This is a genomic window from Streptomyces sp. 142MFCol3.1 (assembly GCF_000424945.1).
Lineage (GTDB): Bacteria > Actinomycetota > Actinomycetes > Streptomycetales > Streptomycetaceae > Streptomyces > Streptomyces siamensis.
This window is the reverse complement of record NZ_AUKV01000002.1, coordinates 1-13,082: the sequence shown is the minus strand read 5'-3', so window position 1 is coordinate 13,082 and position 13,082 is coordinate 1. Positions and strand designations below refer to the sequence as shown.

General features: G+C 71.8%; 10 protein-coding genes. 7 read left to right on the top strand and 3 right to left on the bottom strand.

What is annotated here, in order from left to right; translation table 11 throughout:
* The first annotated feature begins 170 nt into the window (after positions 1–170).
* Positions 171–2,024, top strand: a complete 1,854-nt coding sequence (gene ilvD / locus H305_RS0102550) for a dihydroxy-acid dehydratase (RefSeq protein ID WP_028799025.1) — start codon at positions 171–173, stop codon at positions 2,022–2,024.
* A gap of 150 nt (positions 2,025–2,174) precedes the next feature.
* Here the strand turns inward: ilvD and H305_RS0102545 are convergent, their stop codons facing one another.
* On the bottom strand, positions 2,175–4,574 hold the full coding sequence (locus H305_RS0102545; RefSeq protein ID WP_028799024.1) for a serine/threonine-protein kinase: 2,400 nt from the start codon (positions 4,572–4,574) through the stop codon (positions 2,175–2,177).
* A gap of 134 nt (positions 4,575–4,708) precedes the next feature.
* Between H305_RS0102545 and H305_RS0102540 the strand changes: the two genes are divergently transcribed.
* From H305_RS0102540 to H305_RS0102530, 3 genes are all read left to right on the top strand, one after another.
* Positions 4,709–5,044, top strand: coding sequence for a peptidase (locus H305_RS0102540; protein WP_028799023.1), 336 nt, complete (start codon positions 4,709–4,711; stop codon positions 5,042–5,044).
* 74 nt (positions 5,045–5,118) lie between these two features.
* A complete protein-coding gene (locus tag H305_RS0102535; RefSeq protein ID WP_028799022.1) occupies positions 5,119–5,613 on the top strand; it encodes a hypothetical protein in 495 nt (164 codons plus the stop codon).
* 378 nt (positions 5,614–5,991) lie between these two features.
* Complete coding sequence (locus H305_RS0102530) at positions 5,992–6,783, top strand: class I SAM-dependent methyltransferase (protein ID WP_028799021.1); 792 nt, start codon at positions 5,992–5,994, stop codon at positions 6,781–6,783.
* On the opposite strand, the gene H305_RS0102525 is transcribed toward H305_RS0102530, so the two are convergent.
* On the bottom strand, positions 6,747–8,168 hold the full coding sequence (locus H305_RS0102525; RefSeq protein WP_028799020.1) for a SulP family inorganic anion transporter: 1,422 nt from the start codon (positions 8,166–8,168) through the stop codon (positions 6,747–6,749). The genes H305_RS0102530 and H305_RS0102525 overlap by 37 nt on opposite strands.
* Before the next feature lie 318 nt (positions 8,169–8,486).
* Here H305_RS0102525 and H305_RS44260 point away from each other — a divergent pair, with 318 nt between their 5' ends.
* The 3 genes from H305_RS44260 to proC all read left to right on the top strand — a co-directional run bounded on the left by H305_RS44260 (position 8,487) and on the right by proC (position 11,140).
* Entirely contained in the window at positions 8,487–9,413 is a 927-nt protein-coding gene (locus tag H305_RS44260; RefSeq protein WP_078628841.1) for an ABC transporter ATP-binding protein, read from the top strand.
* A complete protein-coding gene (locus H305_RS0102515) occupies positions 9,410–10,234 on the top strand; it encodes an ABC transporter permease (RefSeq protein WP_028799019.1) in 825 nt (274 codons plus the stop codon). Before H305_RS44260 ends, H305_RS0102515 begins: the two co-directional genes overlap by 4 nt.
* A gap of 96 nt (positions 10,235–10,330) precedes the next feature.
* Complete coding sequence (gene proC / locus H305_RS0102510; protein ID WP_028799018.1) at positions 10,331–11,140, top strand: pyrroline-5-carboxylate reductase; 810 nt, start codon at positions 10,331–10,333, stop codon at positions 11,138–11,140.
* Positions 11,141–11,336: 196 nt separating this feature from the next.
* Here the strand turns inward: proC and trpS are convergent, their stop codons facing one another.
* Positions 11,337–12,335 carry a tryptophan--tRNA ligase gene (trpS, locus tag H305_RS0102505; RefSeq protein ID WP_028799017.1) on the bottom strand — a complete coding sequence of 333 codons (999 nt, stop codon included), beginning with the start codon at positions 12,333–12,335 and terminating at the stop codon, positions 11,337–11,339.
* Positions 12,336–13,082: the final 747 nt, after the last annotated feature.

Sequence of the window (13,082 nt, the reverse complement as noted above, 5' to 3'; positions counted from 1 at the left end):
CCCGGGCGGCGTACCGCTGTTTCACTGGACGTACGCCGATGTCCGAACCCGTCCGTCGGCGTGCGGCCGGCGACCGAGATGTGCGTCCCGTATTCCGGACCGCCCGTCCGGATCCTGGAGCACCGGCGTACGCTCGACCCAGTCATAACTCTCCGAAGGAGCGAGCGACGATGCCCGAGCTGAGGTCCCGCACAGTCACCCACGGCCGCAACATGGCGGGCGCCCGCGCCCTTATGCGCGCCTCCGGTGTACCGGGCGCGGACATCGGACGGAAGCCGATCATCGCGGTCGCCAACTCCTTCACGGAGTTCGTGCCGGGCCACACCCACCTCCAGCCGGTCGGCCGGATCGTCAGCGAGGCGATCAGGGAGGCCGGCGGCATCCCGCGCGAGTTCAACACGATCGCCGTCGACGACGGCATCGCCATGGGCCACGGCGGCATGCTCTACAGCCTGCCCTCCCGCGACCTGATCGCCGACAGCGTCGAGTACATGGTCGAGGCCCACTGCGCCGACGCGCTGATCTGCATCTCCAACTGCGACAAGATCACCCCGGGCATGCTGAACGCCGCCCTGCGGCTGAACATCCCGACGGTCTTCGTCTCCGGCGGCCCGATGGAGTCCGGCCGCGCGACCCTCGTCGACGGCACGGTCCGCACGCTCGACCTGGTCGACGCGATCTCCGACGCCGTGAACGACAAGATCTCGGACGAGGACATCCTCCGCATCGAGGAGAACGCCTGCCCGACCTGCGGCTCGTGTTCCGGCATGTTCACCGCCAACTCGATGAACTGCCTGACCGAGGCGATCGGCCTCTCCCTCCCGGGTAACGGCTCGGTCCTGGCCACGCACACCGCCCGCAAGGCGCTGTACGAGAACGCCGCCCGCACGGTCATGGACATCACCCGCCGGTACTACGAGCAGGACGACGAGACCGTCCTGCCCCGCAACGTCGCCACCTTCGCTGCCTTCGAGAACGCGATGGCCCTCGACATCGCGATGGGCGGCTCGACCAACACGATCCTGCACCTGCTGGCGGCGGCGCAGGAGGCGGGCGTCCCCTTCGGCCTGGAGGAGATCAACGAGGTCTCGCGCCGTGTGCCCTGCCTCGCCAAGGTCGCCCCGAACGTGGCGAAGGACCGCACGTACTACATGGAGGACGTGCACCGCGCCGGCGGCATCCCCGCGCTGCTGGGCGAACTGCACCGCGCGGGCCTGCTGAACGAGGACGTGCACGCCGTGCACAGCCCGTCCCTGGCCGACTGGCTCAAGACGTGGGACGTGCGCGGCGGCTCCCCGTCCGCCGAGGCGGTCGAACTGTGGCACGCGGCCCCCGGCTGCGTCCGCTCCGCCGAGGCCTTCTCCCAGTCCGAGCGCTGGGAGGCCCTCGACGAGGACGCCGAGGGCGGCTGCATCCGCTCCGCCGAGTACGCGTACTCCAAGGACGGCGGCCTGGCGGTCCTCAAGGGCAACCTCGCCGTCGACGGCTGCGTCGTGAAGACGGCCGGCGTCGACGAGTCCATCTGGACCTTCGAGGGCCCGGCGGTCGTCTGCGAGTCGCAGGAGGAGGCCGTCCAGAAGATCCTCACCCAGCAGGTCAAGGAGGGCGACGTCGTCGTCATCCGCTACGAGGGCCCCAAGGGCGGCCCCGGCATGCAGGAGATGCTGTACCCGACCTCGTACCTGAAGGGCCGTGGCCTGGGCAAGGCATGCGCCCTGGTCACCGACGGCCGCTTCTCCGGCGGCACCTCGGGCCTGTCCATCGGCCACGCCTCCCCGGAGGCGGCCGCGGGCGGCACCATCGCCCTGGTGCGGGACGGCGACCGCATCCGCATCGACATCCCGAACCGCTCGATCGATCTGCTGGTGGCGGACGAGGAGCTGGACGCCCGCCGCGAGGCCCTGAACGGCGTGTACGCCCCCGCGAACCGCGACCGCAAGGTCTCCGCCGCCCTGCGCGCCTACGCCGCGATGGCGACCAGCGCGGACAAGGGCGCGGTGCGCGACGTCTCGAAGCTGGGCTGAGCCCGGCCGGCGGCCACGTCGGCCGCCCGGACCGACAGCCGTGCGAGGGGCCGCTCCTTCAGGAGCGGCCCCTTCGTTTCCCCTGGCCCGGGCGTGCCGGGCGTCCCGGGCGTCACGAGGCGGCCGAGTCGGAACCCCGGGACTCGTACCTCACCACGCCGACGGATCGCGGGCGTCGACCGCGAACAGCGAGCCGTCGGGGGCGGTCCCGTAGACCCTGCCCGGGGCGGCGACCGGAGCGGGAAGCACATTGACGAGGGAGCCCCGCCGGTCGCCCAGGCGTGCCTTCGTCTGGCCGAGCAGGGTGCCGCGCGCCGTGTCGACCGCGAGGAGCCTGCCGTCCACGGCGCTCAGGTAAAGCCGGTGCCCGGCCACGACGGGCGCGGACGCCCAGCTGACGGACGTCTCCGCCCGCCACAGCTGCTTCGACGTCCTGGTGTCGACGGCCACCAGCGCGCCGCCGTCGGCCAGCAGATAGACGGTGTCGCCCGCCACGGCGGCCTGTGCACCGGGCAGCGGGAAGCGCAGCGCGACCCGCTCGGCCGCACGGCGGGCGACGTCGTAGCGGACGACGGCGTCGGTGTAGCTGTCGGTGGCCGTCGAGGTGAACCACACCGCCCCGTCGTGCGCGCCCACGATGCTCAACGTCCCGGCCAGGTGCCGTTGCCAGCTCATGGCGCCGGTCTGCGGATCGACCGCGGCCACCCGGGTCTCCGTCCCGGCCGCCGTCACCGCGTAGGCGACTCCGTCCCCGTACGAGGAGAAGCTCGGCATCGTCTGCCCCGGGAGGGCGTGCCGCCACTTCTCCTTCCCGGTCGCCGCGTCGAGTGCGGTGACCCGGGAGTCGGGGCCGGTGAGCAGGACGACGCCACCGGCGTGCGCGACGCGACCCTCGTAGCGGGTGACGTCGCGGCTCCAGCGGGTCCTGCCCGTGGCCGGGTCGAGCGCAGTCAGCTGCTTGCCGCCCCGGCTGAGGACGTGCAGGAGCCCGCCGGAGAGGACCGGCTCCTGGGCGACGTCGGTGCCCCGCCGGGCGGTGTCGTCCCGGGACCACAGCACCCGGCCGTCCGTCGCGTCGACGGCGGCGGCCAGCACGCCGGGCCTGATGCAGTACAGGGTGTGGGGGGTGTACGTGCAGTGCGGCTGGCCGGTGGCCTCCGCGCCCCGCGCGGTCAGCCCGACCTCCCACGGACGGAAGGCGCTCGCCGACCGCTGCCGGGTGTCCTTCTTCTGTGGTGCCGGGTGGTCCGATCCGGCGAGGAGGACCGTGGCGCCGACGGCCACCACGACCGCCAGCCCGGCCGCCGCCACGGCGAGGGGCAGACGCCGCCGGGCCGACCGCGGCGCGGCCGGGCCGGTCTCCGTCCCCGACGTCCCCGAAGCCCCCGAAGCCCGCGACGCGCCGGGCTGCGCGGGCCTGCTCTCGGGAGCGGGCGCCTCGGGGTGCGCCGGACCGCTCCCGCGCGCGTGCGTCTCGTCGTCGGCCGCCGGACCGCTCCAGGCGCCCGACACCGGACCGTTCCCGGCTCCGGACACCGGACCGCTCCGGGTCCCGGACACAGGCCCGCTTTCGGACGCGGGACCCTCGTCGTCGGCCGCCGGGTCGGTCCACGGCGAGGCGGCCGAGGGGGACGGTGCGTCCGCCCGTCCCTCCTGCCCGTGCCTCGCCGATTCCCCGTTCCGGGTGCGCTGTTCGGGTATGAACGCCTGGGTGTCGTACGAGGCCGACACCGAGCGCAGCGCGGTCATCAGCTCGTCCGGCGTGGGCCGGTCCTCGGGCTCCTTGGCGAGGCACCGCGAGACCAGACCGGCGATGTCCTCCGGCACTCCTGTCAAGTCCGGCTCGTCGTGGACGACTTGATACGCGACGAGATACGGACTGTCCGAGTCGAAGGGCCCGCTCCCGGTGGCCGCGTGCACTATCACCGAGCCCAGCGCGAAGACGTCGGCGGCCGGCCCGACCTGCCGTGGCCTGCGGAACTGCTCGGGAGCCATGAACGGAGGCGTGCCGATCAACTTGCCGGTCTCCGTGCGCAACTCGCTGTCCGAGGGCCGGGAGATGCCGAAGTCGATGACCTTGGGACCGTCGCCCGCCAGCAGCACGTTGCTCGGCTTGAGGTCGCGGTGCACGACACCGGCCCGGTGGATGTCGCGCAGCGCCTCGGCCAGCCCGGCCATCAGATGGCGCAGCCGGGCGGGCGGCAGCGCGCCGTTCCGCTTCACATGCTCGGCAAGGGTCGGCCCGGGGATGAACAGGGTGGCCATCCACGGGAGTCCGGCCTCCGGGTCGGCGTCCACCACGGGCGCGGTGAAGGCGCCGCTGACCCGTCGGGCCGCAGCGACCTCCTGCCTGAAACGCCCCCGGAATTCCGGGTCTTGAGCGAACTCGGCGTGGACGACCTTGACCGCGAGCCGTAGTCCGGAGGCGGACCGTGCGAGATGCACGATGCCCATGCCACCGGATCCGAGTTCCGCCTCCAGCAGGTACTGCCCGGCGTACCGCGGATGTTCCGCTTCCGCGTCCGTACCGGTGCTGCGCCGTGGCGGCATCACTCACCCCCGTGTGTTCGTCCGCACGCGCGACGCGCAGAGCCTAGTCGATGCTTCGTGCGAAACCCCGGCGGCTTGCTAGCCTCGGCGCTCAGCATGAACTTGGCGTGAACCATTCACGGGGGGAGGCCAGAATGGCCACGGAGGACATCGAGATCACGGGCGCGGGGGAGACGGCGGACGCCGAGGCTCTGAGCGCCGGGACACTGAGCGCCGAGACGGCACGGACGTACCCGCTCGCACCGGGGTACAGCGTCAACGTCCGCAGCGGCCCGGGCACCCACTACAGCATCGTCCGCACCCTGCCGGCGGGCTCCAGTATCCCGATCCGCTGCCAGTGCCCGGGCGAGACGGTCACCGGCCCGTACGGGACGTCGAAGATCTGGGACAACATCGCCAACGCGCAGTTCGTCGCGGACGCGTATGTGAAGACCGGCAGCGACGGATACGTCGCCCCGCGCTGCTCCTGACCGAGGACGGTCCCGGCCGTCGTCCGACGACGGCCGGGAATCCCGCGACGGAGTGCGCGAGCGATAATCGTCCCGTGAGCGACGAGACAGAGACCGGCACCCCGGCAGGCCCCCAGCCCGAGCCCCTGCGTTTCTTCGGGACGAGCTGGGTGGCGCACGAGGGCGGCTACACGGGCCGCCGGGTCGGTGTCGCCGTGGGGTCGCTGGCCGCCGCGGTGGCATCCTGCTTCGTGCTCCGCCTCGCCTACCAGGGCCTTGCCGTCGCGGACGTCGGCAGGCCGGTGACCCTGCTGGTCGTGGTGATGTTCGCGGTGTGCAGCGCCCTCGCGTTCCGGCACACCTGGGACTCGTTCGCCAGGCGCCCCGACGCCGAGCGTCAGGCGTCGCTCCGCGGTCTGCTGGCCATCGGCTTCATCGGCTCCCTCTTCGCCTACTTCTTCCGCTCCCTCACCGAGGCCCCGGGCGAGCGCGTGCACCGCGAGGAGTACGAGGAGGCACGGCGGCAGTACGAGCGGCGCAGCAAGCGCCGTACGGGCAACCCGTCGAAGAAGCGGGCCCGACGCTCCTGACTCCCGGCCCCGGACCGGGGCCGGGACCCTGGGAGCCGGGGCTCGTTCGTGGTTCCTGCGCGTGGCTCCTGTGCGCGGGACGGCCGGGCCGAGTCACCGCCGAGATGCCGGGCCGCCGAGGTGCCGGGCCGCCCGAGGTGCCGGGTCCGCCGGGGCGCGGGACCGGGTGCCGGACCGCGGCCGGGCCGAGTCACCGCCGAGGCGCCGGGCTGCCCGAGGTGCCGGGTCCGTCGGGGCGCGGTCCGCAGCCGCGGCGGGCCGAGCCGGAACCCGAAAGCGCCACCGGGACACGTACCGGACGACAGGCGGCGGCGCTCGGCCAGGGGCACCCGCCGATGCCCCCTGCCCCCGGCACGTACCCCGCGCCACCATGGACACATGACCGCTTCCGCCTCCGTGTCCTCGCACGCCGCCCGAGCCCACTCCTTCAACGCAGCCGCGGCCCAGTACGCCGCGAACCGCCCCTCCTACCCGCCGGCCCTCTTCGACGCGATCGAGGACCTGGCGTCCCGCCCGCTCGCGGGTGCGAAGGTCGTCGACGTGGGTGCGGGCACCGGCATCGCGACTGCACTCCTGCACGCACGGGGCGCGGACGTGCTCGCCGTGGAGCCGGGCGAGGGCATGACCGCGCAGTTCCGCCGCACCCTGCCCGGCGTCCCGATCGTCCGGGGCACCGGCGACGCCCTCCCGCTGGCCGACGCCTCCGTCGACCTCCTCACCTACGCCCAGGCCTGGCACTGGACCGACCCGGCCCATTCGGTGCCCGAGGCGCTGCGCGTCCTGCGCCCGGGCGGCGCCCTCGCCCTGTGGTGGAACACCGACGCCCTGGACGTCCAGTGGATCGCCGAGGAGGCCGAGCGCGTCCAGCGGCGCTTCGGCATCGACCCGGTCGTGGAGAAGAGTGGCAGCGGTGCCCGGGCCGCCGCCATGCTCGCCGCCGACCCGGGCCGACGGCTGGACTTCGACCGCCGCCAGGTCCGCTGGAGCCGCCGCGTCCCCCTCGACACGCATCTCGCCAACCTCGGCAGCCACTCGGCGTTCCTGGTCCTCGGCGAGGAGGCCACCCGGGCGTTCCTCGCCGAGGAGCGCAATCACCTCCTGCCCCTCTTCCCGGACGGAATCGTGGAGGAGACCTACGTCGTGGACCTGCTGGTGGCGACCCGCTCGTGATCCCGCCCGGCGGCCCAGCCCTCCAGGGCCGCCGCACACGCGTGGTCCACATGCCGGAGCCCGCCCAACTCCAGCCGTACGTCGCGGTCGTGAGGCAGCGCCTCCAACGCGTCCAGCAGCTTCGGCAGCCGCAGGAAGGTGGCGTTGCCGACGACCCGTACGACGATGCCCGCGGCCCCGAGGTCCTCCGTCTCCACGTGCACATGGCTGATGTCCCACGCCGTCTTCGCCACCGCGAGCGCCAGCCCGGCCAGCACGCCCTCGAACAGGTTCCCGACCACGATGGCCACGGCCGTCACCGTGAGCACCACCAGTTCGCCCCGGTGCGCCCGCCACAGCGGCCGCAGCTCCCGCACCGGCACGAGCTTGCAGCCCGCGTGCACCAGCAGCCCGGCCAGCGCGGCCACCGGGACCACGCCGAGCACTCCCGGCACCACGGCCGTGAAGAGCAGCAGCCACACCCCGTGCAGCATCCGCGAGGCCTTGGTCCGCGCCCCGGCCTGCACGTTCGCCGCGCTCCGCACGATCACCGCGGTCATCGGCAGCGCCCCGAGCATGCCGCACACGGTGTTGCCCGCGCCCTGCGCGATCAACTCACGGTCGTAGTCGGTGCGCGGACCGCGGTGCAGCCGGTCCACGGCCGCCGCGCTGAACAGGGACTCCGCCGAGGCGATCAACGCGAACGCCAGCACCGTCCCTATCACGCCCACTTCCGTGAGCCGCCCCAGATGGTCGGCGGTCGGCGGACGTACGGCGTCGAGCAGGCCGCGCACCTCGACGCGCCGCACCGACAGGTCGAACAGCCCGGTCACGAGTGAGGCGAGCGCCACCGCCACGAGCGGCGCCGGCACCAGGCGGGCCCCTCGCCGCCACCGCGGCCACAGCAGGAGTACGGCCACGGTGGCGCCGCCGACCGCCAGCGCCACCGGGTCTGCGGCACCGGCCAGCGACACCAGCCCGGCGATCTTCCCGAGCCCGCCGCCGGGCGCGGTCGCGTCACCCATCGTGTACACCTGGCCGGCGATCAGGACGAGCCCGATCCCGGCGAGCATGCCGTGCACCACGGCCACGGACACGGCCCGGAACCACCGTCCGAGCCGCAGCACTCCGAGTGCGAGCTGCACCAGTCCGGCCGCGAGCACCAGCACGCCCAGCGCCTCCACGCCGTACGCACGCACCGCCTCGTACACCAGGACGGTCAACCCGGCGGCGGGCCCGCTCACCTGGAGGCTGCTCCCGGGCAGCGCCCCGGCCACCAGCCCGCCGACGATCCCGGTGACCAGCCCCAGTTCGGCGGGCACACCGGAGGCCATGGCGACCCCCACGCACAGGGGCAACGCGACGAGGAACACGACGAGGGACGCGAGTAGATCGGCTTTACGCATGACAACGGCACCTCCGGTCGAAGAGCGGGAGATGCGTGGGTGCCGGGCCGGGGGAGGGCACGGCGGACCTGCCGGCGCGTCACACGGTCACACGGCACCCGTCGTCCGGGCGCCGAGCGGCATATGTCCGCGCACTGAAATCCATTGTCAGGAAGGGGCGTTGATCGCGCACCCCTTCCGTGCAACAGCCACGTGAACACGGAAGCGCACCGTCCCGCGCACGCCCGGAGCGCTTCCTTCCGATCACGCCGACGCGCGCTTGCGCCGTCTCGTGCGACGGGGTTGACCGCCGCGCCGCGCGGGAGGAATATTCATCGAATGATGATTATTAGGTCGCGTCCGCCCGACCCGTCGGACCCCTCCACGCCCTTTGACCAGCCCGCTGTCCGCGCCCAGGACCTCACCGTCGTCCGAGGAACGCGCACCGTCCTCCGCGGACTCGAATTCGCCGTGCCCCGCGGCCAGATCACCGGACTGCTCGGCCCCTCCGGCTGCGGCAAGTCGACCCTCATGCGCTCCATCGTCGGCACCCAGGCCAAGGTCACCGGCACACTCGACGTCCTCGGCCGCCCCGCCGGCGCCCCCGCACTCCGCTCCCGCATCGGCTACGTCACCCAGGCCCCCTCCGTCTACGACGACCTGACCGTCCGCCAGAACCTCGACTACTTCGCCGCGATCCTCGACCCCGGCCGCGCCGCCGCCGAACGCCGCCGCGCCGATGTCACCCAGACCATCGCCGACGTCGACCTCACCTCCCACGCCGACGCCCTCGCCGGCAACCTCTCCGGCGGCCAGCGCAGCCGCGTCTCCCTGGCGGTCGCCCTCCTCGGCACCCCCGAGCTCCTCGTCCTCGACGAACCGACCGTGGGCCTCGACCCCGTCCTGCGCCGCGACCTGTGGAACCTCTTCCACACCATCGCCGCGGAGCGGAACGCGACCCTGCTCGTCTCCTCCCATGCCATGGACGAAGCCGAGCGCTGCCACCGCCTCCTGCTCATGCGCGAGGGCCGGATCCTCGCCGACGACACCCCCGACGCCCTGCGCGCACGGTTCGACGCCGACACGGTCGAAGCCGCCTTCCTCCGGTTGGTCGACGAGGCGACAGCGGCCGGCAACCAGCCGGCGAAGGACGCCGGGTCGGCGAACGACGCCGGGACCGCGACGGGCGAGGCGTCCGCGTCGGGCGACGCGCAGGGAACCGACTCACACACCGGCGACCCCGACCGAAAGGAGACCGCACGATGAGCACCGCCAGCACCACCAGCGGCACGTCACCCGCGAGCCCAGGCACCAGCGCGTCGGCCGCCCCCGCACCACGCCCGAGCGCCTTCGACCTCTCGCGCACCACCGCGACGGCGACCCGTGTGCTGCGCCAGCTCCACCACGACCCGCGCACCATCGCCCTGATGATCCTCATCCCGTGCGTGATGCTCTTCCTGCTGCGCTACGTCTTCGACGGGAGCCCCGCCACCTTCGACTCCATCGGCGCCTCCCTCCTCGGGATCTTCCCGTTGATCACGATGTTCCTGGTGACCTCGATCGCCACACTCCGCGAACGCACCTCGGGCACCCTCGAACGCCTCCTCGCCATGCCCCTGGGCAAGGGCGACCTGATCGCCGGCTACGCCCTGGCCTTCGGCGCCCTGGCCATCGTCCAGTCCGCCCTCGCCACGGGCCTGGCCGTCTGGTTCCTCGGTCTGGACGTGACCGGCTCCCCCTGGCTCCTCCTGCTCGTCGCCCTGCTCGACGCGCTTCTCGGCACCGCCCTGGGTCTCTTCGTCTCCGCCTTCGCCTCCTCCGAATTCCAGGCCGTCCAGTTCATGCCGGCCGTGATCTTCCCCCAGCTCCTCCTCTGCGGCCTGTTCACACCCCGTCCCAACATGCACCCCGTCCTCGAAGCCATCTCCGACGTGCTGCCCATGTCCTACGCGGTCGACGGCATGAACGAAGTCCTCAAACACACGGAGATGACGGCCGACTTCGTCCGTGACGTCGTGATCGTCGCGGGCTGCGCCCTGCTCGTCCTCACCCTCGGAGCCGCAACGCTCCGGCGTCGCACCGTCTGACGGCCCGCACCGTCCGCACACCGGACACACCGACCCGTCCGCCTCCCTGAGTGCGAGGATGAGCCCAGGACGACGCACCCCGGAGGGCACCCGCACATGACGCAGAAAGTCGCAGTCCTCGGCACCGGCAAGATCGGCGAAGCCCTGCTCAGCGGAATGATCCGAGCGGGCTGGGCTCCCGCCGACCTGCTGGTCACCGCCCGGCGCCCGGATCGGGCCAGGGAACTCCAGGAGCGCCACGGAGTCACCCCGGTCACCAACCCGGAAGCGGCGAAGACCGCCGACACCCTGATCCTCACGGTCAAGCCACAGGACATGGGCACCCTCCTCGACGAACTCGCCCCGCACATCCCCGCCGACCGCCTGGTCATCAGCGGTGCGGCCGGCATCCCCACCTCCTTCTTCGAGGAGCGCCTGGCCGCAGGCACCCCGGTTGTCCGCGTCATGACGAACACGCCCGCCCTCGTCGACGAGGCCATGTCCGTCATCTCCGCCGGCAGCCACGCCACCGCCGACCACCTCGCCACCGCCGAGGAGATCTTCGGAGCGGTCGGCAAGACGCTCCGCGTCCCCGAGAGCCAGCAGGACGCCTGCACCGCCCTGTCCGGCTCCGGCCCGGCGTACTTCTTCTATCTGGTCGAGGCCATGACGGACGCGGGCATCCTGCTCGGCCTGCCCCGCGACAAGGCCCACGACCTGATCGTCCAGTCCGCGATCGGCGCCGCCGTGATGCTCCGCGACAGCGGAGAGCACCCCGTGAAGCTGCGCGAGAACGTCACGTCCCCCGCGGGCACCACGATCAACGCGATCCGCGAACTGGAGAACCACGGCGTGCGCGCCGCGCTCATCGCCGCCCTGGAAGCGGCCCGCGACCGCAGCCGCGAACTGGCCTCCGGCAACAACTAGCCGAGCAGCTCCCGACTGGCCCGGGCCTCCCGGGCCACAGCCCAGGACGCTCGGCAGCCTCCGGGTCACAGCGGGAAGACGGTGGGCCTGCCTACGCCGGCCCGCCGTCCCTCAGCTCACACCGACCCCGCCCACCCGGCACCCGCGTCTTCGCACCCGGCCCCTGCCGAGCCCTGCCGACGCGTACCGGATCGCATCAGTTCGCCGGCAGCAGCCCGATCGCCCGATAAACGGCATCGACTCTCGGCCTCGCCATGGTTCTGGCCTTCTCCGCCCCACTTCGGAGCACCCCCTCCACATACGCAGGATCCGCGCACAACTCCTTGTGCCTCTCCTGTACGGGCCTGAGGAGCTCGACCACGGCCTCGGCGGTGTCCTTCTTCAAAGCGCCGTACGACTCATATACACCGGCCAAGGCCTCGGGGTTCCCACCCCCACAGGCCGCGAGGATCTCCAGCAGATTCGAGACCCCCGGCCGCGCCTCCCGGTCGTACACGACGTCCTGACCGCTGTCCGTCACCGCGCGCATGATCTTCTTCCGCACGACATCCGGCTCGTCGAGCAGATAGACCACCCCCGGTCCCACGTCGTCGCTCTTGCCCATCTTGGACGTCGGCTCCTGGAGGTTCATCACCCGTGCGGCGACCTCCGGACGGGTGGCCCGGGGTACCACGAACGTGTGGCCGTACCGCTGGTTGAAGCGGACCGCCAGATCCCGGGTCAGCTCGACGTGCTGGGTCTGGTCCTCTCCGACCGGCACCTCGTCGGTTCCGTACGCCAGGATGTCCGCCGCCATCAGCGCGGGATACGTCAGCAACGACAGCCGCACACTCCCGCCGCGCTCCCGCTCCCGCGACGCCTTCTCCTTGTACTGGATCATCCGACGCATCTCCCCGTCGGTCGCGACGCACTCCAGCACGTACGACAGCCGGGCGTGTTCGTCCACATGGCTCTGCACGAACACGGTGCACAGGTCCGGATCGAGCCCGGACGCGAGCAACAGCGTCGCCGCCTGCCTGCTGAGCCTGCGCACCCGCGCCGGATCGTGGTCCACGGTCAGCGCGTGCAGGTCGACGACGCAGAACAGGGCGTCGGCCCGGTGCTGATCGACGTCGGCCCAGCGCCGTACGGCCCCCAGGTAGTTCCCCAGCGTCAGATGCCCGGTCGGCTTGACCCCGCTGAAGATCCGCGTCATCTCTCCACCTCCTGGTCGAGGCCGCCACGCCGGCCGGCCGGCTCTCCAGGAGGGAGATACAAGAACGGCCGCCGAGGCGGCGGCCGTTGAGTACATACGTGAGTACGGCCGCCGTCAGGCGGCCCACCACAGCTGGGTGCACGTACGCGTTGTCATGGAGACGAGCGTACGCCTCCAGGACACCGTCCGGACCCGAGTTGACACACCCTGGCCCCGTCCGTACTGTTCTCCGAGTTGTCCGACGTGAGCGCCGACTCCGGTCGGTCCCCGGACAGCCATTCCGCACCAAGCACTCAACGATCGACGACCTCGTCGTCGATGCGTTTTCATGCGTGTTTGCGAAATGAGGAATCCGCGTTCGAAAGAGCGCGACCCCGATTAGCTCGGGGGCCGCGATTCCGCTAAAGTCTCACTCGTCGGAACGGCCCAACAGCCGGGAAGACAAGCCCCACCGACAGGGAATCGGACGCGAAAGAGTCTGATAGAGTCGGAACCGCCGGAAAGGGAAACGCGAAAGCGAGAACCTGGAAAGCACCGAGGAAATCGGATCGGAAAGATCTGATAGAGTCGGAAACGCAAAACCGAAGGGAAGCGCCCGGAGGAAAGCCTGAGAGAGTCTCTCGGGTGAGTACAAAGGAAGTGTCCGTTCCTTGAGAACTCAACAGCGTGCCAAAAATCAACGCCAGATATGTTGATACCCCGTCCATCGGAAACTTCCGGTGGCGAGGTTCCTTTGAAAAAGTCCTG

Coding starts and splice junctions, on each gene's coding strand:
- H305_RS0102540 (WP_028799023.1), top strand. CDS start 4,709: ATGGCCACGGAGGACATCGAGATCACGGGCGCGGGGGAGACGGCGGAC.
- H305_RS44260 (WP_078628841.1), top strand. CDS start 8,487: ATGATGATTATTAGGTCGCGTCCGCCCGACCCGTCGGACCCCTCCACG.
- proC (WP_028799018.1), top strand. CDS start 10,331: ATGACGCAGAAAGTCGCAGTCCTCGGCACCGGCAAGATCGGCGAAGCC.
- ilvD (WP_028799025.1), top strand. CDS start 171: ATGCCCGAGCTGAGGTCCCGCACAGTCACCCACGGCCGCAACATGGCG.
- H305_RS0102525 (WP_028799020.1), bottom strand. CDS start 8,168: ATGCGTAAAGCCGATCTACTCGCGTCCCTCGTCGTGTTCCTCGTCGCG.
- trpS (WP_028799017.1), bottom strand. CDS start 12,335: ATGACGCGGATCTTCAGCGGGGTCAAGCCGACCGGGCATCTGACGCTG.
- H305_RS0102530 (WP_028799021.1), top strand. CDS start 5,992: ATGACCGCTTCCGCCTCCGTGTCCTCGCACGCCGCCCGAGCCCACTCC.
- H305_RS0102515 (WP_028799019.1), top strand. CDS start 9,410: ATGAGCACCGCCAGCACCACCAGCGGCACGTCACCCGCGAGCCCAGGC.
- H305_RS0102545 (WP_028799024.1), bottom strand. CDS start 4,574: ATGCCGCCACGGCGCAGCACCGGTACGGACGCGGAAGCGGAACATCCG.